This is a genomic window from Cellulomonas marina (assembly GCF_900111925.1).
Lineage (GTDB): Bacteria > Actinomycetota > Actinomycetes > Actinomycetales > Cellulomonadaceae > Cellulomonas > Cellulomonas marina.
Genome location: NZ_FOKA01000005.1, coordinates 234198 through 257625, shown reverse-complemented (window position 1 = coordinate 257625; position 23428 = coordinate 234198). Strand labels below are relative to the sequence as shown.

Here is a 23428-nt window from a genome sequence, read left to right as displayed (position 1 = left end):
CCGTGGATCTCACCGTCCTCGAGGGCGTCCGACCCGGCACCGCACGCGCCGCCGTCCCGCCGGCGGTCACCATCGGCGTCGCCGACCGCGCCGGGGTGGCGGCCCACCGGGCGCTGCGGCGGGAGGTGTTCGTCGCGGAGCAGGGCCTGTTCGCCGGTGACGACGCCGACGACCTCGACGACGACCCCCGCGCCGTCGTGCTGGTCGCCCGCGCGGCGGGGGACGGGCGGGAGCCGGGCCGCGTCCTCGGTGGCGTGCGCCTCGCACCCACCACGGCCGACGACCTCGGGTGGTGGACGGGCAGCCGGCTCGTCGTGGACCGGGCGGCCCGCGGCGGGGCGGCGGTCGGCGCGGCCCTCGTCCGGGCGGCGTGCGCGGAGGCCGAGGCCCGCGGCGTCCTGCGGTTCGAGGCGACCGTCCAGGAGCGCGTGGCCCCGATGTTCGCGCGGCTGGGGTGGGAGCACCTGGGGCCGTGCACCGTCGCCGGGACGCGGCGGGCGGCGCCGCACGTGCGCGTGCGCTGGCCGGTGGACCGCCTCGACCAGCAGGCGCGCGCCGCGAAGGCGGCGCTCGGCGGGCTGCTGGCGGGGCTCGCGGCGGCGCCCGGCAGCCTCGGCGGCACGGGCTTCGTCGGCGACGACGGCGCCCCGGTCCCCGGCAGCGACCTCGTCGCCGTGTGCGACGCGATCGTGCCGTCGATGGTCGAGCGGCACCCGGAGTGGGCGGGCTGGTGCTCGGTGCTCGTCAACGTCAACGACCTCACCGCGATGGGCGCGCAGGCCGTCGGTCTGCTGGACGCCGTCGGTGCGCGCGACGCCTCCTTCGCGGCCCGGGTGCTCGCCGGGCTCCGGGACGCCGCGCAGGCGTGGGGCGTGCCCGTGCTCGGCGGGCACACGCAGCTCGGCGTCCCGGCCGCGCTCGCCGTCACCGGTCTCGGGCGGGCCGCTCGTCCCGTGCCGGCCGCCGGGGGACGGGTGGGCGACGAGGTGTCGGCGACGCTCGACCTGCGCGGCGGCTGGCGGCCGGGCTTCGTCGGGCAGCAGTGGGACTCCACGTCCTCGCGCCGGTCCGACGAGCTCCGCGGCCAGCACGGGAGCGTCGCGGCCGCGGCCCCGCGGGCCGCCAAGGACGTGAGCATGGCCGGCCTCGTCGGGACGCTGGGCATGCTCGCCGAGGCGTCGGGCACCGGGGCGGTCGTCGACGTGGCGGCGGTCCCCCGCCCGGAGGGGGCCGGCGTGGCCGACTGGCTCGGCTGCTTCCCCGGCTTCGGCATGCTCACCGTCGACGCGCCGGGCGAGGGGCGGATGCACGCCCCGGGCGCGACGACGGCCGTCGTCGGGCGGCTCGAGAGCGCGCCGGGCGTGCGCCTGCGCTGGCCCGACGGCGCGACGACGCCCGCCGTGGGCGCCGCCGTCACCCACCTCGGCGCCGCCTGAGGCCACGACCGGCACCTGCGGGTCCGCACACCTCCGCCGGGCGCCGTGCGTCCACGCCGGACCGACGACGTCGCCGTCAGGGCCGGCGCAGCGCCGCCCCGACCCGCAGCGCGCGGGCGAGCGTCCGCGGGAACGCGTCCCAGCCCACGGGTGCGTCCGGGTCGGCGGGGTCGCCCGCGCCCGCGACGAGCCGCCCGACGTCGAGCCCGAGCCGACCTGCGAGGCCCTGCACGCCCCGGGCCACCGCGACGGTCTGCGCGGTCGTGACCGCCTCGACCGCCTCGCGCCCGTGCCGGTACCCCAGCCCCGAGGCGCCCGTGCCGCCCTGCGGCGCGCCGACGGCGGACCAGGCCAGCGTCGGGCCGGCGTTGACGGTGACGGAGCCCGCGCGCAGGCGCCGGGCGAGGGCGGCCCCGCGGCGCGCGTCCCGTGTCCACACGGACGCGGTGAGGGCGTAGGCGGAGTCGTCCATCGCGGCGACGGCCTCGTCGTCCGACGCGACGGGATACAGCGCCACGACGGGGCCGAACGTCTCCTCCCGGTGCAGCCGCGCGTGCTCCGGCACGTCGGTCAGCACCGTGGGCGCGTAGACCAGCGGCCCGACGTCGAGGCGCTGCTCGCCGCCCGTCAGCAGCCGCGCCCCGGCGGAGAGCGCGTCCTCGACGTGCTCGACGACGCGCGCGAGCTGCGCCGCCGACGTCAGCGACCCCATGTCGGCGCGGTAGTCCAGCCCGACGCCCAGCCGCAGCCGCTCCGTGCGCTCGACGAGCGCCGCCGTGAACGCCTCGAGCACGTCCCGGTGGACGTACAGGCGCTCGGGTGCGAGGCAGAGCTGCCCGGCGGAGGCGAAGCACGCCCGCACCAGCGCCGCGGCGGTCGTCGCCACGTCGACGTCCGCAGCCACGTACGCGGCGTTCTTCCCGCCGAGCTCGAGGACCGCGGGCACGAGCCGCTCCCCCGCACGGGCCGCCACCTGCCGCCCGGCCGCCGTCGACCCCGTGAACAGGACCCGGTCGACGTGGTCGACCACCGCCTCGGCCACGTCCTTGCCGCCGACGAGCACCTGCAGCACCCCGGCCGGCAGGCCCGCGTCCTCGCACAGCTCCGCCGCCCACAGCGCGGTCAGCGCGGTCTGCGGGTCCGCGCGCAGCAGCACCGCGTTCCCTGCGACCAGGGCCGGCAGCGCGTCGGACAGCGCGAGGCTCAGCGGGTAGTTCCAGGGCACGACCACCCCGACGACGCCGGCGGGCCGGCGGTGCACCCGCACGTCCGCGAGCAGCGGCAGGAGGGCCGGCGCCCGCCGGTCGCGCAGGTAGGCGCCGGTCCGGACCGCGTAGTGCCGGGCGACGTTCGCGACGTCGAGCACCTCGTCGACGGCGTGCGCGCGGGCTTTGCCCGTCTCGAGCTGGACGAGGTCGAGACCGTCGCTCTGCCGCTCGAGGACGAGGTCGTGCAGGCGACGCAGCACCGCGGTGCGGTGGCGCAGGGGCCGGGCCGCCCAGAGGCGCTGGGCGGCGCGGGCGACGCGCGCGGTGGCCGGCACGTCGTCGGGCACGGTCTGCGGGACCGGCACCAGCGGCGCCCCCGTGAGCGGGGTGAGGGCCGCGTGGGTCGGGGCGCCCGGGGCGGCCACGACGCGGTCCAGCAGGGGACGCAGGTCCGCCGGTTCGAGCACGTACGCCGCCAGCGGGTCGGTCTCCGGGTCGTGCAGCTCCAGGTGCGGGTCGGGCCCCATCGCAGCAGGGTAGACGGCCCCCGGCGGCCCGGCCGCGCACGCGCCGGATGCACGACGAGGGCGGGTCCCCGGTGAGGACCCGCCCTCGTCGTCGCACGTCGGGCCCCGCCGGATCGGCAGGGCGCCCGGGGTCACAGCCCGAGCGTGTCCCGCACCTCGGGGGCCGTCAGCGCGAGCACGGCGGCGCGTGCGTCGGGCGCCGACGACGCGCCGAGCGCGGCCGCGGCGATCTCCCGGCACTGCTCGAGCGTGTGGTGCCGCACCGCGAACCGCACCGCCGCCAGCGCACCGGCGGACATCGACAGGCTCGTGATGCCCAGCCCGACGAGGACGAGCGCCATGAGCGGGTCGGACGCGGACTCCCCGCAGACGCCGACGGGCTTGCCGACGTCCTGGCCCGCGCGTGCCGTGGCCGCGACGAGGTCGAGGACGGCGGGCTGCCAGACGTCGAGCAGGTCGGCCAGCTCGCCGCGCAGGCGGTCCGTGGCCATCGCGTACTGCGCCAGGTCGTTCGTGCCGAGGGAGACGAAGTCCACCTCCGCGAGGATGTCGCGGGCGCGCAGCGCGGCCGCGGGCACCTCGACCATGACGCCGACGGTGGCGACGCCGGCCGCCCGCGCGCGGGTCGCGAACTCGCGGGCCTCGGCGGGGGTGGCGATCATCGGCGCCATGACCCAGGGGGTCGCGCCCGCCTCCGCCTGCGCCTGCGCGAGGGCGGCGAGCTGCGTGTCGAGCAGCTCGGGGTTCGTGCGGACGAGGCGGTAGCCCCGCACGCCGAGCGCCGGGTTCTCCTCGTCGGGCTGCGTGGCGAAGGCGAGGGGCTTGTCGGCACCGGCGTCGAGCGTCCGGACGACGACCTTCTGCTCCGGCAGCGCCCGCAGGACGCGGGTGTAGGCGGCCGCCTGGTCCGCCTGCGTGGGCGCGGTCGTCGCCTCGAGGAAGAGCACCTCGGTGCGGAACAGCCCGACGCCCTCGACGCCCGGGCCGGCGACGCGCTCGGCGTCCTCCGCGGTGCCGATGTTGGCGAGCAGGGCCACGGCGTGGCCGTCGGCCGTGGCACCGGCGGCGGTGTCGGCGGCGAGCTCGGCGTCGCGCGCGGCCCGGCGCTCGACGTCGGCGCGCAGCGCCTCGTCGGGCTCGACCGTCAGGGTGCCGGCCGCGGCGTCGACGGCGACGAGCGCGCCCGCGGGGACGTCGCCCGCACCCGTGACGCGCACGAGGCAGGGCAGGCCGAGCTGTCCGGCGATGATGGCCGTGTGCCCGGTCGGGCCGCCGAGCTCGGTGACGATGGCCAGGACGTTGGCCAGGTCGAGCGCGGCGGTGTCCGCGGGCGCGAGGTCGCGCGCCACGACGACCGACGGCTCGGACAGCGCGGGCACGCCCGGCGCCGGCAGGCCCAGCGCGGCGGCGACGACGCGGTCCCGCACCGAGCGCAGGTCCGTGACGCGCTCGGCGAGGTACCCGCCGGCCGCCTCGAACATCGTCGCGAACTGGTCGACGACCGCGTCCACGGCGGCGACGACGGGCGCGCCGCCGTCCACCTTGGCCAGCACCTGGGTGCGCAGCGCGTTGTCCGCGGCCATCTGGGCGGTGGCGGACAGGACGTCCTTGACGGTGCCGGTCGCGCCGGCGGCCTGCGCGCGCAGGCCCTCGGCGACGCCCGTGAACGCCCGCTCGACGGCGGCCCGCGTGGCCGCGGCGTCGGCGGGAACCCCGTCGACGAGCACGGGCGTGTCCGCGGCGACCGCCGGGGCCGGCCGCACCTGCGCGACGGGCCCGACGACGGCCCGGCGGCCGACGCCCACGCCGGTCAGCACGTGGCTGCCGGCGCCGGGGTGCACCTCGGCGGCGCCCAGGGTCGGGGTGCTCACGCCCCGGCCTCGGGCGCGTCGAGGTCCTGCTGCAGCAGCTCGACGAGGCCGTCGAGCGCCTCGTCGGCGCCCTCGCCCTCGGCCGACAGGGTGACCTCCTCGCCGCCGGGCACGCCCAGCGACATCACGTAGAGGATGCTCGAGGCGTCCACCGGCTGACCGCCCGGGCGGGCGATGGTGACGGGGAGCCCCGTCGCCGCGGCGGCCTGCGTGAAGAGCATCGCCGGACGGGCGTGCAGACCGACCCGGGAGGCGACGACGACGGTGCGCTGAGCCATGGCTGGTTCCTGTCTTCCTGCGGCGCTGCGCCGCGACGGTGCGTGCGAGTCGAGCTGCGGGCCGTGCACGTCCCGGAACGGGCCGAGGACGTCCGACGACCCTACGACGCGCCCGGTCCCGGAGGATGGGACCGGGCGCGCCGTGGTGGTGCGTGCGGTGGTGCGTGCGGTGCTGGTGATGGTGCTGGTGCGCGTCAGGCGGTGACGAGCGTGGAGTCCTTCGGGGCCTCGGCCACGACCTGCGCGTCCGAGCCCTTGCCGATGCTCTTCAGCACGATGACCGCCACGCAGCTCACGGCCGTGCCGATGACCAGCGCCAGGAGGAACAGCAGCGGCGAGCTGATGAGCGGCGTGACCCAGAACCCGCCGTGGGGGGCGAGCAGGCCCGAGCCGAACGCCATGGTCAGGCCGCCGGTGACGGCGCCGCCCAGCATGAAGGACGGGATCATGCGCAGCGGGTCGGCCGCGGCGAACGGGATGGCGCCCTCCGAGATGAAGGACAGGCCGAGCAGGTAGGCGGACTTGCCGGACTCGCGCTCGGACTCCGACCACAGCTTCGGTCGCAGGGTCGTGGCGACGGCGACCGCGAGCGGCGGGACCATGCCGGCGGCCATGACGGCGGCCATGATGCGGGCCTCGGTGGAGGACGCGGACGTGGCGTTGGCCAGGCCGGTGGTGGCGAAGACGTAGGCCACCTTGTTGAGCGGGCCGCCGAGGTCGAAGCACATCATGAGGCCGAGGATGATGCCGAGCGGGACGAGGGCCGTGGTGCCCAGGCCGCCGAGCCACGAGGTCAGGCCGTTGTTGATCGCGCTCATCGGCGGGCCGACGACGAGGATCGTCAGCGCACCCGTGACCAGCGTGGCGACCAGCGGGATGACGACGACCGGCATGACGCCGCGCACGCCCTTGGGGACCTTGCGCGTGGCGAGCCACAGCGCGACGAAGCCGGCGATGAAGCCGGTGGCGATGCCGCCGAGGAAGCCGGCGCCGACGAGGCCGGCGAGCGTGCCGCCGACGAAGCCGGGCACGAGACCGGGACGGTCGGCGATCGCGTAGGCGATGTAGGCCGACAGCGCCGGCACGAGGAAGCCGAACGCGGCCGCGCCGATGCGGAACAGCAGCACCGACCAGTGCTGGAGGTTGCCCCACTCGAAGGCCGTCCACAGGACGGACTGGTCGACGGCGGTGACCTCGATCGCGCCGTTCTCCGGCCACGCCACCGAGGCGAGCATGAAGCCGAGCGCGATGAGGATGCCGCCCGCGGCGACGAACGGGATCATGTAGGACACGCCGGTCATGAGGTACTGGCGGATCCGCGTGCCGGTGCCGACCTTGCGGGCGGGCGCGGCGGCGACCGCGGCGGCCGCGGCGGCGGGCACGCCCGAGGCGCGGGCGGCCTCGACCGACGCGACGGCCTGGGCGAGCACGCCCGGCGCGTCGTGCACGGCCTTCTTCACGCCGACGTCGACGGTCGGCTTGCCGGCGAACCGGCCCTTGTCGCGGACCTCCAGGTCGGCGGCGTAGATGACGCCGTCGGCGGCGGCGATGACGGCCGGGTCCAGCGGCGTGGACCCGGCGGACCCCTGGGTCTCGACGACGACCTCGTGGCCGGCGGCGCGACCGGCCTGCTCGAGGGCCTCGGCGGCCATGTAGGTGTGCGCGATGCCCGTGGGGCATGACGAGACGGCGACGAACTTCATCGGACAACGACCTCTCGGGTGACGATGTCGGCGACCGTGCCGGCATCGGGGGCGCTCAGCAGCGAGCTGCGGAAGGACTCGTGCACCAGCCGGCGGGCCAGGGCGGCGAGGATCTGGAGGTGGTCCGCGTCGCCCGCGGCGGGCGCGGCGATGAGGAACACCAGGGTGGCGGGGCCGTCGGGGGCGCCCCAGTCGACGCCCTGGGCGAGCTTGCCCACGGCGAGGCTCGGCACGGTGACGTGCTCGGAGCGGGCGTGCGGCAGGCCGACGCCGCCGGGCATCCCGGTCGGCATCTGCGCCTCCCGGGCGCGCACGTCGGCCAGGAAGCCGTCGGCGTCCGTGACGCGGCCCGCGGCGGCGAGCTTGGCGACCAGGGCCCGGGTGGCCTCGTCGCGGTCGGACGCGACGAGGTCGACGGCGACCAGGTCGGCGGTGATGAGGGGGGTGCTCACGTCACAGCTCCTTGAGGGCGAGGCGGGGGTCGGGCCCGACGACGACACGGACCTCGTCGAGGTGCACGTCGGCGGGCGTCGGGGTCGCGGTGCCGGGCAGCAGCACGGCGGCGCGTCCCCAGGCGACGGCCGTGCGCAGGCGCGTCGCGGGGTCGGTCGCGGGGTCCTCCGCGGCGAGGTAGCCGGCGAGGGTGGTGTCCCCCGCGCCGACCGTGGAGGCGGCGACGAGGGGTGCTCCCCCGGCCCACCAGGTGCCCTCCGCCCGCACGAGCAGCGCGCCGTGCGACCCGAGGGAGACGAGGACGGCCCGCGTGCCACGGGCGATGACCTCGGATGCGGCGCCGACGACGTCCCCGACCGTGACGAGGTCACGGCCGACGAGCTCGGCGAGCTCCTCGTCGTTGGGCTTGACGAGCTCGACGCCCCCGGCGGCGACCGCCGCGGTGAGCGCCGTGCCCGAGGTGTCGAGCACGTAGGGGACGCCGTGCCGGGCGGCGAGCGCGCCGACGCGGGCGTAGAGGTCGTCACCCGCCCCGGCCGGCAGGCTGCCGGCGCCGACGAGCGCGCGGGGCGCCAGCGCGAGCTGGGCGTCGACCGCGTCGAGCAGGGCCCCCACCTCGGCGTCGGACAGGACGTGGCCGGGGGCGTTGACCTTCGTCGTGGCGCCGCCGATCTCGGCGAGCGTGAAGTTGGACCGCGTCGCGCCGGAGACGGGCACGGCCACGGCCGGCACGCCGACCTCGGCGAGCAGCGCGGTGAGGTGCGCGCCGTCCGCGCCGCCGACCGGCAGCACGGCGACGGAGGCGACGCCCTGCGCGACGAGCGCGCGGGAGACGTTGATGCCCTTGCCGCCCGGGTCCGTGTGGGCGGCGACGGCCCGGTTCACCTCGCCGAGCTCGACGTGCTCGACGTCCAGCGCGCGGTCCAGCGACGGGTTCGGGGTCAGCGTGACGATCATGCCCGCACCACCCGGGGGCCGGCGGCCTCGATCTCGTCGACGAGGTCGCCGTCGACGCCGTCGTCGGTGACCACCGTGTCGACCTCCGACAGGGCGGCGACGCGCGCGAACTCCGAGCGGCCGATCTTCGTGTGGTCCGCCAGCACGACGGTGCGCCGGGCGGCCTGGACGAGCATGCGCTTCACGGCGGCCTCCGCGAGGTCGGGGGTGGTGACGCCGTGCTCGACGCTCAGCCCGTTGGTGCCGAGGATCGCGACGTCGGCGTGGATGTCCTGCAGCGCGCGCTCCGCCCAGGTGCCGACCGCGGCCAGCGTGCGCCCGCGGACGGTGCCGCCGACGAGGTGCAGCGTGATGCCCGGCCGCGTGGCCAGCACGGTCGCCACCGGCAGGGCGTGCGTGACGACGGTCAGCTCGCGGTCCGTGGGCAGCATCTCCGCCAGGCGCACGGTCGTGGTGCCCGCGTCGAGGATGACGGCGCCGCCCTCGGGCAGCTCCTCGAGCGCGGTCTTGGCGATCCGCTCCTTCTCCCCCGACAGCACCCGCTCGCGGTCGGCGATGCCCGGCTCGATGCCGAGGCGCTCGACCGGGATGGCGCCGCCGTGCACGCGCCGCACCAGGCCGTGCCGCTCGAGGGCGGTGAGGTCCCGGCGGACGGTCTCGGCGGTCACGTCGAGCTCGGCCGCCAGGGAGGTGACGTCCACGCGGCCCCGCTGGCGGGCCCACGCCAGGATCTGCTGGTGGCGCTCCGGTGCGTACACGTCGTCGACTCCGTCGTGACGGGGCGCGCTTCTCTGCTGGCGCCGTGGTAGGACCAGGATGCGCCGGGTCGGAGCACCATGTCAAGCCCTTCCGGGCAGATTCGGGCGCATTCCCACATCCGGATGGAGACCGGTCCTGCCCGTTCTTCCCCGCCCGGGTGACCCACGGTGCCCGACGATCCCCGGGTACGCCACAGGGCCAGGTCCCCGCGGGAACCTGGCCCTGCCGGCGGCGGCGCGGCGGGTCAGCCCCGCGGCGGCGCCGTCATGGAGAGCACGTCGAGGGCCTGGTCGAGGGTCTCGGTGGTGAGCTCGCCGCGCTCGACGTAGCCCAGGTCGAGCACCGCCTGGCGGATCGTCAGCCCCTCCGCCACCGCGTGCTTGGCGATCTTCGCCGCGGCCTCGTAGCCGATGTGGCGGTTCAGCGGCGTGACGATGGACGGGGAGGACTCCGCGAGCTCCAGGCACCGCTCGACGTTCGCCGTCGTGCCGGCCACGCACCGGTCCGCCAGGTGCTCGGACCCCCGCGCCAGCAGGGTGATCTGCTCGAGCAGGTTGCGCGCCGTGACCGGGAGCATGACGTTCAGCTCGAACGCCCCGGACGAGCCCGCGAAGACGATGGCCGCGTCGTTGCCGATGACCTGCGCGCAGACCTGCAGCACCGCCTCGGGGATGACCGGGTTCACCTTGCCCGGCATGATCGACGAGCCCGGCTGCAGGTCCGGCAGGGCGATCTCGCCCAGGCCGGCACGCGGCCCCGAGCCCATCCACCGCAGGTCGTTGCAGATCTTGACGAGGGACACCGCCACCGTCCGCAGGGCACCCGACGTCTCGACGAAGGAGTCCTGCGCGCTCTGGGCCTCGAAGTGGTCCGCGGCCTCGACGAAGGGCAGCCCCGTCCGCTCGGCGACGAGCGCGATGACCCGCTGGGGGAAGCCGGGCGGCGTGTTGATGCCCGTGCCGACGGCCGTGCCGCCCAGGGGCAGCTCCGCCAGGCGCGGCAGCACCGCGCGGACCCGGGCGATGCCGTGCCGCACCTGGGCGGCGTACCCGCCGAACTCCTGGCCGAGCGTGACCGGCGTGGCGTCCATGAGGTGCGTGCGCCCCGACTTCACGACGGTGGCGAACTCCGCGGCCTTCGCCTCGAGGGTCGCGGCCAGGTGGTCCAGCGCGGGCAGGAGGTCCGCCTCGAGGGCGGCGTAGGCGGCGACGTGGATGGAGGCCGGGAAGACGTCGTTGGACGACTGCGAGGCGTTCACGTGGTCGTTCGGGTGGACCGGCGCTCCGAGGCGCTCGGCGGCGAGCGTGGCCAGAACCTCGTTCGTGTTCATGTTGGAGCTCGTGCCCGAACCCGTCTGGAACACGTCGACGGGGAACTCGGCGTCCCAGCGGCCCTCGACGACCTCGTCGGCGGCGGCGGCGATCGCCTCGGCCAGGTCCTGGGCGAGGATCCCGCGCTCGGCGTTGGCCAGCGCCGCGGCCCGCTTGATCTGCGCCAGCGCGGCGATGTGGTGCCGCGCCAGGCCGGTGCCGGAGATGGCGAAGTTCTCCACCGCGCGCTGCGTCTGGGCGCGGTAGCGGGCCTTCGCGGGCACGCGGACCTCCCCCATCGTGTCGTGCTCGATGCGGTACTCGTCGTCGGACATGACCTACCTCTGCGATCGGGGACGGAACGGCGGCACGGACGGCGGCGTGGACGGGGACGGCGGAGGGCTCAGCGGGGCTGGTACGGCGACACGACGACCTCGACGCGCTGGAACTCCTTGAGGTCGGAGTACCCGGTCGTCGCCATCGCGTGCCGCAGGGCGCCGACGAGGTTCAGCGTGCCGTCGGCCGTGCGCCCGGGGCCGAACAGGATCTGCTCGAGCGTGCCGGCGGTGCCCACGTGCACGCGCTCGCCGCGGGGCAGCCGCGGGTGGTGCGCCTCGGAGCCCCAGTGGTAGCCGTCACCGGGCGCCTCGGCGGCGCGTGCGAGGGCCGCGCCGAGCATGACGGCGTCCGCCCCGCAGGCGATGGCCTTGACGAGGTCCCCGGACCGGCCGACGCCGCCGTCGGCGATGACGTGCACGTACCGGCCGCCGGACTCGTCGAGGTAGTCCCGGCGGGCGGCGGCCACGTCGGCGACCGCCGTGGCCATGGGCGCGTGGATCCCCAGCGACGTGCGCGTCGTGTGCGCGGCGCCGCCGCCGAACCCGACGAGGACGCCCGCGGCGCCGGTGCGCATGAGGTGCAGGGCCGCGGTGTACGTGGCCGCGCCGCCGACGATGACGGGCACGTCCAGCTCGTAGATGAAGCGCTTGAGGTTGAGCGGCTCGGCGCGCGCCGACACGTGCTCGGCCGACACGGTGGTCCCGCGGATGACGAACAGGTCGACGCCGGCGTCGACGACGGTCCGCCAGTGCTCCTGGGTCCGCTGCGGCGACAGCGACCCGGCGACGACGACGCCCTCCGCCCGGATCTGCCGGATGCGCTCGGCGATGAGCTCCGGGCGCACGGGCGCGGCGTAGATCTCCTGCAGGCGGGCGGTGACCCCGTCCGCGGGCAGGGCCGCGATCTCGTCGAGCAGGGGCTGCGGGTCCTCGTGGCGCGTCCACAGCCCCTCGAGGTCGAGCACGCCGACGCCACCGGCGCGGCCGAGCGCGACCGCCGTCGCGGGGCTCATGACGGAGTCCATCGGCGCCGCGAGGATGGGCAGGTCCAGGTGGTAGGCGTCGATCTGCCAGCCGACCGAGACCTCCTCGGGGTCGCGGGTCCGGCGGGAGGGGACGACGGCGACGTCGTCGAAGGAGTACGCCCGACGCCCGCGCTTGCCCCGGCCGATCTCGATCTCGTTGCTCACGCGGCCCAGGCTATCGGCCGCCCACGACGCCGGTGCGCCTGCCCCGGCCTGTCGGTGGGCGGTGGGAGGCTGGCGCACGGTCGGACGGACGGACGTCACGACGAGGAGCACGACGCGACCGGGTGAGGTCGTGCGGAGAGGGACGGGACGGGACGCGTGCACGGCAGCGACGGCAGGCACGGGGCGCACGGACCGCTGGGCCGCTGGGTGGGCCGCGTCGTGGCGGTGGCCGTCCGGCGCACGTGGGCACGTCCGGCGTCGTGGACGCGGGGGCCGCTCCTGGGCTTCGACACGGAGACCACCGGGGTGGACGTGGCCCGGGACCGCATCGTCGCCGCGGCGCTGGTGCTCCGGGACGCGCACGGCACCCGCGTGCGCTCCTGGCTGGTCGACCCCGGGGTGGAGATCCCGGCGGCGGCCAGCGCCGTGCACGGCATCAGCACCGCGCACGCGCGCGCCCACGGGCGCCCGCCGGCCGCCGTGCTCGACGAGGTCGCCGGCGCCCTGGCCGCCGCGCTGGCCGAGGGCACGCCCGTGGTGGCCTTCAACGCCTGCTTCGACCTGTCGATCCTCGACGCGGAGCTGCGCCGGCACGGCCTGCCCACGCTGCCCGAGCGCCTGGGCCGCGCCGCCGCGCCGGTGCTCGACCCGCTCGTGCTCGACCGCGCCCAGGACCGTCACCGGCGCGGCCCCCGCCGGCTGGGCGACCTGTGCCGCCTCTACGGCGTGACGGCCGACGGCGACCTGCACACCGCGCACGTCGACGTGCTGGCGACGCTCGACGTGCTGGGCCGCCTCGTCGAGCGGTTCCCGGCGCTCGGCGACGCCGACCCCGCCGAGCTGCACGCCTTCCAGGCCCGGGCGCACCGGCGCTGGGCCGAGGCCGTCAACGCCCGGCGCCGCGAGCGCGGGGAGACCGGCCCGGACGCGGACCCGTCCTGGCCGGCCCTCGTCGTGCCGTCGCCCGTCGCCGCCTGACAGCCGCCCTCAGCGGCCCGTGTAGTTGGGCGCCTCCACCGTCATCTGGATGTCGTGCGGGTGCGACTCCTTCAGCCCCGCGGGCGTGATGCGGATGAATTTCCCGCGCTCGCGCAGCTGCGGGATGGTGTGCGCGCCGACGTAGAACATGGACTGGTGCAGCCCGCCGATGAGCTGGTGCGCCACGGCCGACAGCGGCCCGCGGTAGGGCACCTGGCCCTCGATGCCCTCGGGGACGATCTTCTCGTCGGACGCCACGTCCGCCTGGAAGTAGCGGTCCTTGGAGTAGGAGATCCGCCCGCGCGAGGCCATGGCCCCCAGCGAGCCCATCCCCCGGTAGTGCTTGTACTGCTTGCCGTTGACGAACACGAGGTCGCCGGGCGACTCGTCGCACCCGGCCAGCAGCGAGCCGAGCATGACGGTGTCGGCCCCGGCCACCAGCGCCTTGGCGATGTCCCCCGAGTACTGCAGCCCGCCGTCGCCGATGACCGGCACCCCCGCGGGACGGCAGACCTGCGCGGCGTCCCAGATCGCGGTGACCTGCGGCACCCCGACCCCGGCGACGACGCGCGTGGTGCAGATGGAGCCGGGCCCGACACCGACCTTGACCGCGTCCACCCCGGCCTCGACCAGCGCGGCCGCCCCCGCGGTCGTCGCCACGTTCCCGCCGATGACCTGCACGTGCGCCATGGACGGGTCGGCCTTGAGCCGGCGCACCATGTCGAGCATGAGCCGCGCGTGCCCGTTGGCCGTGTCGACGACGAGCACGTCGACGCCCGCCTCGACCAGCGCCGTCGCGCGCTCCCAGGCGTCCCCGAAGAACCCGATGGCCGCCCCGACGCGCAGCCGGCCCTCGTCGTCCTTCGTCGCCGCCGGGTACTGCTCGGACTTGACGAAGTCCTTGACGGTGATGAGCCCGGCGAGCACGCCCTGGGCGTCCACGAGCGGCAGCTTCTCGATCTTGTGCTTGGCCAGCAGGGCCGCGGCGTCGTCGCGCGCGATCCCGACGGGGGCCGTCACGAGCGGCATGGGCGTCATGACGTCGCGGACGCGCAGGCCGTCCCACTGCTCCGCCGGGACGAAGCGCAGGTCCCGGTTGGTGATGATGCCGACCAGACGCCGGTCGGGGTCGACGACGGGCAGGCCGGAGACCCGGTAGGTGCCGCAGAGGCGGTCGAGCTCGGTGAGCGTCGCCTCGGGGCCGATGGTGACGGGGTCGGTGATCATGCCCGACTCGGACCGCTTCACGCGGTCCACCTGGTGGGCCTGGTCGGCGATCGACAGGTTGCGGTGCAGGATGCCGAGGCCGCCCTGGCGCGCCATGGCGATGGCCATCCGCGACTCCGTGACGGTGTCCATCGCCGCGGACAGCAGGGGGACGCGCACGGTGATCGTGCGGGTGAGCTGCGAGGAGGTGTCCACCTCGCTCGGGATGACGTCCGTCTCGCCGGGGAGCAGGAGCACGTCGTCGTAGGTGAGGCCCACGCGGGCGAACGGGTCGTGCGTCGGGGTGCCCGGTTCCGTCATCGCCCCAGGATACGTGCCGGTCGCGCAGCCTCCCGGACGCGTCCGGGCCCGCCCGCGGGGTGCGGACGGGCCCGGACGGGCGACGCCGCGAGCGCGGCGGCACCAGCAGGTCAGCGAATGAGGCCGCGCCGCAGCCCGATCGCGACGGCCTGCGCCCGGTCGGCCGCCCCGAGCTTGCGGAAGAGGCGCCGCGCGTGGGTCTTGATGGTGTCCTCCGACAGGAACAGGCTCTGCCCGATCTGCGAGTTGGACTGCCCGTTGCTCATCCCGACGAGGACCTCGACCTCGCGCTTGGTCAGCACGATCATCTGGCCGTCGGGGGCCACGACGCTCGCGCCCGCCGAGCCCGGCGCGTCCGAGGCACCGAGCGAGCGCGGGTGGGGCAGCGCCCCGACCGGGGCGCTCGCCACGGGCCGGCCCGCCTCGCCGGCGACGCCCATCGGGCGCTGCTGCACGGGCGAGGCCATCACGTGCGCGGCCACCGCCGCGAGCTCCGCCCGGCCGACCTCCGGTGCCAGGAAGCCCCGCGCACCCAGGGCCAGGGCCTTGTCCAGCGACTCGGCGTCGTCCGGCATCGCCAGGATGACCACCGCCGTCGTCGGGGACAGCGCCCGCAACGCCCGCACCGCGTCCACCGCGCCGGGCGCCCCGATGTGCGCGTCGAGCAGCACCACCGTCGGGGGTACCCTCCTCACCAGCGCCACCAGCTCGTCCACCGACCCCGCCGCGCGCACCGGCGTGAGCGCGGGGACGCCGACCGATGTCACGACGAGGCGCTCGCGGATCATCGCCGAGCTGTGGCAGATCACCACTCCCGCCATCACGACCTCCTCCAGGTGCCCGCCTCGCGCGGACGACTTCCCGACCCATCGGCGGGCCGGGCACCGCTGTGAGCGCAGACCGGTCCGGCGGGGCGGGCCGAACGGGTGACGGGGCCTCCACGACGGTGGCAGCGCGGTGCTGCCGCGGCACGACGGCGCGCGTGATGTCCCCCGGACGGGCGATGGGCGCAGGGCTCTCCCGCGCTGCCGGAGAAGGGTTCGGGGCGGGCCGCCACCCGGATGGGTGATGTGAGCCACGATGCGGGCCCCGGGGCGTGGCGGGGCCGGAGGGCGTCAGGCCCCGGCGACCCCGTCGGGCCGAGGAGCGGCGGTCGCCGCGGGGACCGCGCTGGCGAGCACCTCGTGCAGCAGCCCGGTGAACGTGCGCGCCCGGTGGACCGACCGGCCCCAGGGCATGCGGTCGATGGCCTCCTCGGGGACGAGCAGGAACTGCGGCAGGTCCGGACGGTCGGCGACGAGTCGCTCGACCACGTCGGCGGGTGCGTCCGCCCTGCGCGACAGGTGCACCACCGCCGCGGGACGCGTCATGAGGACGAGCTCCGCGGCCTGGTGCGCCCGGACAGGGCCGCTGACGATGCGCGCGTCACGCCCCCGCGTGCACAGCGCGGACGCGAGGGCGTGCACGAGCAGCGGCCGGTCCTCCCCCGGCGGCACGACGAGCAGCACCACCGGCGCGCCCGCCGTCGGCTCCCCCATCGACCGGGCCCGGAGCGCGCCCAGCGCGCAGCCCCGCAGCACGGTCGGGGCGTCCACCCCCGGGCGGTCGACCTCGGTGCGCCGGTGCAGCAGCGTCCGCGCGGGGTCGACGAGGTCGGTCCACCAGCGCTCGACGTCACCGCGGGTGCCGAGGTCGAGCAGGGCCGCGCACCGGGCCTCGTCGCCGGCCACGGCCGCGTCGACGACGGCCTGCGGCGTCGGCACCGGCCGCGTGGCGGACGCGCGGGTCCGCTCCTCCCGCGTCTCGGGGCGCTGGTCGGCGCGCGGCTCGGCGATCAGACCGGCTGCGGGCAGGGGCTCGACGGGACCGGCGCCGTCCGTGTCCGCGAGGCGCACTTCGATGCCGTCCGCGCGGCTCAGCCCCGGCAGGACGGTGCCCGGCGCCCCGGGCACGACCTCGGCCTCCCGCGCCAGACGGGCGGCGTCGCCGGGCGCCACGCCGTCCAGGGTGAGGCGCCGCATGACGAGCAGCCGCTCGACGTCCTGCGGCGAGTACCGCCGGTGCGCGCCGGCGGAGTGGCCCGAGGGACCCAGCCCGTACCGCCGGTCCCACGTGCGCAGCGTCGCCGGGGCCACGCCCAGCCGCTGGGCCACCGCCGCCACCGCGAGCCCCGGGACGACGTCGCCGCCCGGCTCCGCGTCGGGGGCGGTCGCCGGCCCGTCGGCGGCGGTGGCGCGGTCGGCGTCCCGGTCGCTGGCGCGATCGGTGGCGCGATCCGGGCGGGGCATGGCCCGATCATGCCAGCCGGACGCCGACCGAGCCCGGCCCGTCCCGGTGGTCGACGTGGCAGCGGGTCAGCACCGCGCCATGGACCGCTCCGGAACCGGTCGAAATTGGTCAGGGTCAGACCCTTGAACAACTTCTGGCGCGGTTGTAGCGTTGCTGCTCAGCAGGACGGAGCGGGTGCCGAGGCACCGGGACTCCGAGGCCCGCACCACGCACTGACCGGCCCCCGGGCCGACACGAGGAGGACGACATGGCGGAGATCTCGCGACTGCCCGGACCGGTGATGGACCTGTGGGAGTGGCAGTTCGAGGGCGCGTGCCGCGAGGCCGACCCGACGCTGTTCTTCCACCCCGAGGGTGAGCGCGGCGCCGCCCGTCGTCGTCGTGCCGAGGCGGCCAAGGCCGTCTGCGCCACCTGCCCGGTCATCGAGCAGTGCCGCAAGCAGTCGCTCAGCGTGCGGGAGCCCTACGGCGTGTGGGGCGGCCTGTCCGAGGACGAGCGGGCCGAGGTCCTCGCCCAGCAGTCCGGTCGGCGCGCCGTCGTCTGACCCTTCGGCCGGCGCCCTGCGCCGGCTGCACCAGCTCGCCGCCGGCCCTGCGCCGTCGGCTCTCCAGGACGGGCCGCGGCCCGGCGCGGCAGGGCGCCGGGGACCGCGGCCCGTCTGCGTCCCCGGGCAGATGGCACCGCCGGTAGGTCGGCGGTCGACCACCACCACGTCGTGCGTGCCGACCGCGCCGCCCACGACCACGACCACGACCACGACCACGACCGAGGTGCGCACCCCCATCGGTGCGACCCCGGCACGCGCGACGACAGAGGCCCCCCGTCCGTCAGGACGAGGGGCCTCCGTGCTGCTGCCGCGTCACCGCGGCGGCGGGGTCACTTCGTGACGACCGCCAGGATGTCGCGCGCGGAGAGGATGAGGTACTCCTCGCCGTTGTACTTCACCTCGGTGCCGCCGTACTTGGAGTAGATGACGACGTCGTCGACGGCGACGTCCAGCGGGACGCGGTTGCCCTTGTCGTCGATCCGGCCCGGGCCGACGGCCAGGACGGTGCCCTCCTGGGGCTTCTCCTTGGCGCTGTCCGGGATGACCAGACCGAACGAGGTCGTCTGCTCCGCCTCGAGCGTCTTGACGAGGATGCGGTCCTCGAGCGGCTTGATGCCGACCTTGGACTCCGTGGAGACCGTCACAGCGGACCTCCCCTTCACGTGTGAGGGAACTGCTTGCGGATGTCGGTTGCCACGCTGCGGGCCACCGTCGTCGCGGGTGCCGGGGCCTGTCGCGTGCCGGTGCTCACTGTAGGAACGCGTTAGCACTCGGTCAAGGCGAGTGCCAGCACGCCTCCCCGCCCCGCCGGAGGGGCGTGGGAGGATCGCGACGTGGATGCCGACGGCCTGGCCCAGCTCCTCTCGCCCGAGGGGTGGGCGCTGCTGCAGGCCCTGCCGCCCTACGACGAGGACCGCGCGATGGCGCTGTCCACGCGCCTGCGGGCCGACGGGCTGGACCCGGCCCTCGTCGCCGCGGCGCTCACGCAGTCCCGGCTGCGGGCCCGGGCGCGGGCGAAGTTCGGGGAGTTCGCCGAGGGCATGCTGCTGACGCCCGCCGGCCTGGAGCAGGCGACGCGGCTCGTGGTCGCCGCGCGGCACGCCCGGCGCTACCGCGACGCGGGCTGCACGCACGTCGCCGACCTCACGTGCGGGATCGGCGCGGACAGCCTCGCGCTGGCGGGCTCGGGCCTGCGCGTGCTCGCCACCGACGTCGACGAGACCACCGCCGCCCTGGCCACCGTGAACCTGCGGCACTTCCCCGAGGCACGCGTGCGGCAGGCCGACGGGCTGTCCCTCGACCTCGCGGCGGAGGGCGTCGACGGGGTCTACGCCGACCCGGCCCGGCGCACGGGCTCCGGCAGCCGCCTCTTCGACCCCGCCGCCTACCTCCCGCCGCTCGACGCGGTCCTCGCCCTGCGCGGGCGCGTCCCGGCGCTCGGCCTCAAGCTCGGCCCCGGCGTCCCGCACACCGCGCTGCCGGCCGACGCGGAGGCGCAGTGGGTGTCGGTCGGCGGCGACGTCGTCGAGCTGGGCCTGTGGTTCGGGCCGCTGGCGCCGGTCGGCCCGGCCCGCAGCGCCCTCGTGCTCGACGAGGCCGGAGCCGCCCACGAGCTGCGCGCGCCCCTCGTGCCCGGCACCGCCGAGCCCGAGCTGCCCCCCGTCGACGCGGGACCCGTCGGCGGCTACCTCTACGAGCCGGACGGCGCCGTCATCCGCGCCGGCCTCGTCGCCCTCGTCGCCCAGGAGGTGCAGGGACGCCTCGTCGACCGCACGATCGCCTACGTGACCTCCGACGTGCGCCACGCCGCGCCCACGGCCACCGCCTACCGCGTGCTCGACCGCATGCCGTTCGGCCTCAAGGCCCTGCGGTCCTACCTGCGCACGCGCGGGGTCGGGCGGCTGACCATCAAGAAGCGGGGCACCGCGGTGGTGCCGGAGCAGCTGCGGCGCCAGCTCGACCTGCGCGGCGACGCCGAGGCCACGGTGGTGCTCACCCGGGTCGCGGGCGCGCAGACCGTCCTCGTGGTGGAGCCGCTGTGAGCGCCGCCCCCGCCCGCCTCGACTTCGCCGCGTCCGAGCGCTCGACGGTCGGGCTGGAGTGGGAGCTCGCGCTCGTCGACGCCGACTCCGGGGACCTGCGCCAGGCGGCCGAGGCGATCTTCGCGCAGGTGCGCCCCGGCGACGCGGACCGCTGGCGGCTCACCCCGGAGCTGCTGCTCAACACCGTCGAGGTCTCGTCGGGCAAGTGCACGACCATCGGGGAGGCGGTCGCGGACCTGCGGGCTGCCACCGACGCCGTCGCCGCCGCGGCGAGCCCGCTGCGCATCGAGCTCATGGGCGCCGGGACGCACCCCTTCGCGCGGTGGGACCAGCAGCGCGTCACGGACAAGCAGCGCTACGCGACGCTCATCGACCGCACGCAGTGGTGGGGCCGGCAGATGCTCATCTACGGCGTGCACGTGCACGTGGGCATCGAGGACCGCGCGAAGGTGCTGCCGCTCTCGCGCGCGATGCTCACCGTCTTCGGCCTGCTGCAGTCGCTCTCGTCGTCCTCACCCTTCTGGGACGGCGCCGACACGGGCTACGCCTCGAACCGGGCCCTGCTGTTCCAGCAGCTGCCGACGGCGGGCCTGCCGTTCGGCTTCGACCACTGGGAGCAGCTCGAGCAGTACGTCGGGGACATGCTCCACACGGGCGTCATCGACGCGTTCGACGAGGTGCGTTGGGACGTCCGGCCGGCGCCGCGCTTCGGCACGCTGGAGATGCGCATCGCCGACGGCGCCTCGAACCTGCTGGAGGTCGGCGCCATCTCCGCGCTGACGCACTGCCTCGTCGAGCACTTCTCGACCGTGCTCGACGAGGGTCGCCCGCTGCCCACCCTGCCGCCGTGGTTCGCGCAGGAGAACAAGTGGCGCGCGGCCCGCTACGGCATGGACGCCATCCTCATCACCGACGCGTCGGGCGACGAGGAGCTCGTCACCGACTCCGTGAGCCGGTGGCTGCGGGTGCTCGAGCCCGTGGCGGAGCGCCTGGGCTGCGCCCGCGAGCTCGACGAGGTGCGGGTCGTGCTGCGCAAGGGCGCGTCGTACCAGCGCCAGCGCGCGGTGGCCCGCCGGCACGCGGGCGCGCTGCGGCCGGTCGTCGAGCACCTCGTCGCCGAGCGCCACGCCGGCCGCCCGCTGCAGTCGGCGGCCGGCCCGTCGGCCGGGTCCCGCCCGACGGGCGCGCCTCGCCCGGGCGGGTGACGATGGGGAGGCCCGGTGCGCCGGCCGCCCAGAAGCGGCGACCCCTGGACCGCACGGGGCTCCCAGCAGCCTGCGGAGGGACACTTATGACCGACCAGCTCACCTTCTCCGACCCGACGACCCGCTACCGCACCGAGGGCTTCCCCGAGCAGTACCAGGACGGGCCCGGTCTCGAGCAGGACCTGGCGGTGCAGGCCGACGACGGCGCGCAGACCTACCGCGGCACGGGCCGCCTCGTCGGGCGCAAGGCCCTCATCACCGGCGGCGACTCCGGCATCGGCCGCGCGGTCGCCATCGCCTTCGCCCGCGAGGGCGCCGACGTCGTGCTGTCGTACCTGCCGGAGGAGCAGCCCGACGCGGACTCGGTCGCCGAGATCATCCGCGCCGAGGGCCGCACCGTCGCCCTGGCGCCGGGCGACGTGACCGACGAGGCCTACTCGCGCTCGCTGGTGCACACCGCCGTCTCCGAGCTCGGCGGGCTGGACACGCTCGTCGTCGTCGCGGGCAAGCAGCAGACGGTCGAGGACATCACGGAGCTGACCCCCGAGCAGTTCGACGAGACGTTCAAGACGAACGTGTACGCGCTGTACTGGATCGTGCAGGAGGCCGTCCCGGTGCTGCCCCCGGGGTCGAGCATCATCACGACGAGCTCCATCCAGGCGTACAACCCGTCGCCGTCGCTGGTGGACTACGCCACGACGAAGGCCGCCATCAACACGATGAGCAAGGCCCTCGCGCAGCAGCTCGCCCCCAAGGGCATCCGTGTCAACGTCGTGGCGCCCGGACCGGTGTGGACGCCGCTGCAGACGGCCGGCGGGCAGCCGCAGGAGGCGCTGCCGGAGTTCGGCTCGCAGACGCCGCTGGCCCGTGCGGGGCAGCCCGTCGAGATGGCCCCGGCGTACGTCTTCCTCGCGTCGTCCGAGTCGAGCTACGTCTCCGGCGAGACGCTCAACGCCAACGGCGGCTCGCCCACCCCGTGACGCCCTGACCGCCCCGCCCGGGTCCTCGTCGGACCTCTCAGACGAGGACCCGGGTGAGCGGCATCGTCGAGTCCACGCCGAGGTCGAGCGACGAGGGCGCCATCCCGCGGGCGACGACCGCGGACCCCAGGGCGGCGATCATCGCGCCGTTGTCGGTGCAGTACCGGATGGGCGGGATGCGCAGCTCGACGCCCGCCTCGCCGCACCGCTGCGCCAGCAGGTCCCGCAGCTGGGAGTTCGCGGAGAACCCGCCCCCGACGACGAGGGTGCCCACGCCGTGCCGCTCGCAGGCGGCCAGCGTCTTGGCGACGAGGACGTCGGCCACCGCCGCGGCGAAGGAGGCCGCGACGTCGGGCAGCGGGATCTCCTCCCCCGCGTCCTGACGGGCCTCGACCCAACGCGCGACGGCCGTCTTGAGGCCGGAGAACGAGAAGTCCTGCGCGTGGGCGGCCTGGTCCTTCGGCGCCGTCAGGCCGCGCGGGAACCGGATGGCGTCCGGGTCGCCCTCGCGCGCGAGCCGGTCGATGTGCGGGCCGCCCGGGTAGGGCAGGCCCAGCAGCCGACCCACCTTGTCGAACGCCTCGCCCGCGGCGTCGTCGAGGGTCGAGCCGAGCTCCGTGACCTGAACGGTGTCGTCGAGCAGGAGCAGGCTCGAGTGGCCGCCGGAGACGACGAGCGCCATGACGCGCTCGGGGAAGGGGCCGTGCACCAGCTCGTCGACGACGGCGTGCCCGATGACGTGGTTGACGCCGTACAGCGGCCGGTCGAGCGCGAGCGCGAGGGCCTTGGCGGCGGCGGCGCCGACCGTCAGGGGGCCGACGAGGCCCGGCCCGGCGGTGACCGCGACCGCGTCGACGTCGGCCAGCGTCACGCCGGCACCGGCCAGGGCGCGCTCGATGGTCGGCACCATCGCCTCGAGGTGGGCGCGCGAGGCGATCTCCGGGATGATCCCGCCGAACCGCGCGTGCTCCTCGACCGAGCTGGCCACGGCGTCGACGAGGAGCTCGTAACCGCGGACGAGGGCGACACCCGTCTCGTCGCAGGAGGTCTCGAGGCCGAGGACGAGCGGGGGGCGGTCGCTGCTCACGGGCCCCAGGATAGGGCGCGCACCCCGGCGTGATGCTCGTCACCGCTGCTCACGGACGGCCCTGGGATGATCTCCAGGTCGTTGAGCGTTCAACGAGCCATGACCACCGATCTGGGCACGCTGGACGACCTCGACTTCCCCGCCTCCCGCCTCGCCGTCGACGACGACGTCGCGGACCTGCTGTTCCGCCACGCGCGGTCGGCGGGTGCGTTCACGGACGAGCCGGTGACGGACGAGGACCTCGAGGCCGTGCACGACCTCGCCAAGTGGGGCCCCACCGCCCTCAACACCAGCCCCATGCGCACGCTCGTCGTGCGCAGCCGCGAGGGCCGCGAGCGCCTCGCCGCGCACATGGCCGAGGGCAACCGGGCGCGGGTCCTCGCCGCGCCGATGGCGCTCGTCGTCGCCGCGGACCCCGCGTTCCACCGCCACCTGCCGGTGCTGGCGCCGCACATGCCGGGCAAGGCCGACGAGCTCGAGGGCGCCGTGGAGGCCCGCGAGGGCATGGCGCGCACCAACACGCTGCTCCAGGCCGGCTACCTCACCATCGCGCTGCGCGCCGCCGGCCTGGCCGTCGGGCCGATGGGCGGCATGGACGCGGCCGGCATCGACGCCGAGTTCTTCGCCGAGAGCGGGTGGCGCACGGTGCTGGTCCTGCTCGTCGGGCACGCGCAGGGCGAGGGCACGCACCACCCGCGCGCGCCGCGGCTGACGTGGGAGCAGGTCAGCCGGACCGTCTGAGC

The 23428-nt window shown here is 76.1% G+C and carries 21 protein-coding genes; 7 read left to right on the top strand and 14 right to left on the bottom strand.

The features are described from left to right. Positions 1-2 precede the first annotated feature (2 nt). Entirely contained in the window at positions 3-1436 is a 1434-nt protein-coding gene (locus tag BM048_RS07775; protein ID WP_090032049.1) for an MSMEG_0567/sll0787 family protein, read from the top strand. A 76-nt stretch (positions 1437-1512) separates the two neighbouring features. Here the strand turns inward: BM048_RS07775 and BM048_RS07770 are convergent, their stop codons facing one another. The 9 genes from BM048_RS07770 to BM048_RS07730 all read right to left on the bottom strand — a co-directional run bounded on the left by BM048_RS07770 (position 1513) and on the right by BM048_RS07730 (position 12030). After that, on the bottom strand, positions 1513-3171 hold the full coding sequence (locus BM048_RS07770; RefSeq protein ID WP_090032047.1) for a succinic semialdehyde dehydrogenase: 1659 nt from the start codon (positions 3169-3171) through the stop codon (positions 1513-1515). Positions 3172-3302: 131 nt separating this feature from the next. Further along, the gene (ptsP, locus tag BM048_RS07765; RefSeq protein ID WP_239078959.1) at positions 3303-5042 is read right to left on the bottom strand and encodes a phosphoenolpyruvate--protein phosphotransferase; all 1740 of its coding nucleotides are present in this window, start codon (positions 5040-5042) and stop codon (positions 3303-3305) included. Next, positions 5039-5320: an HPr family phosphocarrier protein gene (locus BM048_RS07760; protein ID WP_090032045.1), complete on the bottom strand. Its 282-nt coding sequence runs from the start codon at positions 5318-5320 to the stop codon at positions 5039-5041. Before BM048_RS07760 ends, ptsP begins: the two co-directional genes overlap by 4 nt. A 194-nt stretch (positions 5321-5514) precedes the next feature. Beyond that, entirely contained in the window at positions 5515-7023 is a 1509-nt protein-coding gene (locus tag BM048_RS07755; RefSeq protein WP_090032043.1) for a PTS fructose transporter subunit IIC, read from the bottom strand. After that, on the bottom strand, positions 7020-7475 hold the full coding sequence (locus BM048_RS07750; RefSeq protein ID WP_090032041.1) for a PTS sugar transporter subunit IIA: 456 nt from the start codon (positions 7473-7475) through the stop codon (positions 7020-7022). The genes BM048_RS07755 and BM048_RS07750 overlap by 4 nt, the downstream gene beginning before the upstream one ends. 1 nt (position 7476) lies before the next feature. Next, the gene (locus BM048_RS07745; protein ID WP_090032039.1) at positions 7477-8433 is read right to left on the bottom strand and encodes a 1-phosphofructokinase family hexose kinase; all 957 of its coding nucleotides are present in this window, start codon (positions 8431-8433) and stop codon (positions 7477-7479) included. After that, on the bottom strand, positions 8430-9191 hold the full coding sequence (locus tag BM048_RS07740; RefSeq protein WP_090032037.1) for a DeoR/GlpR family DNA-binding transcription regulator: 762 nt from the start codon (positions 9189-9191) through the stop codon (positions 8430-8432). Before BM048_RS07740 ends, BM048_RS07745 begins: the two co-directional genes overlap by 4 nt. Before the next feature lie 245 nt (positions 9192-9436). Beyond that, on the bottom strand, positions 9437-10837 hold the full coding sequence (locus BM048_RS07735; RefSeq protein WP_090032035.1) for a class II fumarate hydratase: 1401 nt from the start codon (positions 10835-10837) through the stop codon (positions 9437-9439). A gap of 68 nt (positions 10838-10905) precedes the next feature. Beyond that, a complete protein-coding gene (locus BM048_RS07730; RefSeq protein ID WP_090032130.1) occupies positions 10906-12030 on the bottom strand; it encodes a GuaB3 family IMP dehydrogenase-related protein in 1125 nt (374 codons plus the stop codon). 225 nt (positions 12031-12255) lie between these two features. Between BM048_RS07730 and BM048_RS07725 the strand changes: the two genes are divergently transcribed. Beyond that, positions 12256-13008, top strand: a complete 753-nt coding sequence (locus BM048_RS07725; protein WP_090032128.1) for an exonuclease domain-containing protein — start codon at positions 12256-12258, stop codon at positions 13006-13008. Between the two features lie 9 nt (positions 13009-13017). Here the strand turns inward: BM048_RS07725 and guaB are convergent, their stop codons facing one another. The 3 genes from guaB to BM048_RS07710 form a co-directional block, all read right to left on the bottom strand. Continuing rightward, positions 13018-14535, bottom strand: a complete 1518-nt coding sequence (gene guaB / locus BM048_RS07720) for an IMP dehydrogenase (protein WP_090032032.1) — start codon at positions 14533-14535, stop codon at positions 13018-13020. Between the two features lie 110 nt (positions 14536-14645). Continuing rightward, positions 14646-15356 (bottom strand): response regulator transcription factor, encoded by a 711-nt coding sequence (locus BM048_RS07715; protein ID WP_090032030.1) that lies wholly within the window; start codon positions 15354-15356, stop codon positions 14646-14648. Between the two features lie 294 nt (positions 15357-15650). Continuing rightward, a complete protein-coding gene (locus tag BM048_RS07710) occupies positions 15651-16823 on the bottom strand; it encodes a MerR family transcriptional regulator (protein ID WP_090032028.1) in 1173 nt (390 codons plus the stop codon). Between the two features lie 248 nt (positions 16824-17071). On the opposite strand from BM048_RS07710, the gene BM048_RS07705 reads away from it, so the two are divergent. Then, positions 17072-17368 (top strand): WhiB family transcriptional regulator, encoded by a 297-nt coding sequence (locus BM048_RS07705; protein WP_090032026.1) that lies wholly within the window; start codon positions 17072-17074, stop codon positions 17366-17368. A 332-nt stretch (positions 17369-17700) separates the two neighbouring features. On the opposite strand, the gene groES is transcribed toward BM048_RS07705, so the two are convergent. Continuing rightward, entirely contained in the window at positions 17701-18015 is a 315-nt protein-coding gene (groES, locus tag BM048_RS07700; protein WP_090032024.1) for a co-chaperone GroES, read from the bottom strand. Positions 18016-18204: 189 nt separating this feature from the next. On the opposite strand from groES, the gene BM048_RS07695 reads away from it, so the two are divergent. From BM048_RS07695 to BM048_RS07685, 3 genes are all read left to right on the top strand, one after another. Further along, positions 18205-19413, top strand: a complete 1209-nt coding sequence (locus BM048_RS07695) for a class I SAM-dependent methyltransferase (RefSeq protein WP_090032022.1) — start codon at positions 18205-18207, stop codon at positions 19411-19413. Further along, positions 19410-20618, top strand: coding sequence for a glutamate--cysteine ligase (locus BM048_RS07690; RefSeq protein WP_090032020.1), 1209 nt, complete (start codon positions 19410-19412; stop codon positions 20616-20618). The genes BM048_RS07695 and BM048_RS07690 overlap by 4 nt, the downstream gene beginning before the upstream one ends. Positions 20619-20704: 86 nt before the next feature. Then, positions 20705-21598, top strand: coding sequence for an SDR family oxidoreductase (locus tag BM048_RS07685; protein ID WP_090032018.1), 894 nt, complete (start codon positions 20705-20707; stop codon positions 21596-21598). Between the two features lie 37 nt (positions 21599-21635). On the opposite strand, the gene tsaD is transcribed toward BM048_RS07685, so the two are convergent. Then, positions 21636-22685 carry a tRNA (adenosine(37)-N6)-threonylcarbamoyltransferase complex transferase subunit TsaD gene (tsaD, locus tag BM048_RS07680; RefSeq protein ID WP_373308461.1) on the bottom strand — a complete coding sequence of 350 codons (1050 nt, stop codon included), beginning with the start codon at positions 22683-22685 and terminating at the stop codon, positions 21636-21638. 99 nt (positions 22686-22784) lie between these two features. On the opposite strand from tsaD, the gene BM048_RS07675 reads away from it, so the two are divergent. After that, positions 22785-23426 carry a malonic semialdehyde reductase gene (locus tag BM048_RS07675; protein ID WP_090032014.1) on the top strand — a complete coding sequence of 214 codons (642 nt, stop codon included), beginning with the start codon at positions 22785-22787 and terminating at the stop codon, positions 23424-23426. Positions 23427-23428: the final 2 nt, after the last annotated feature.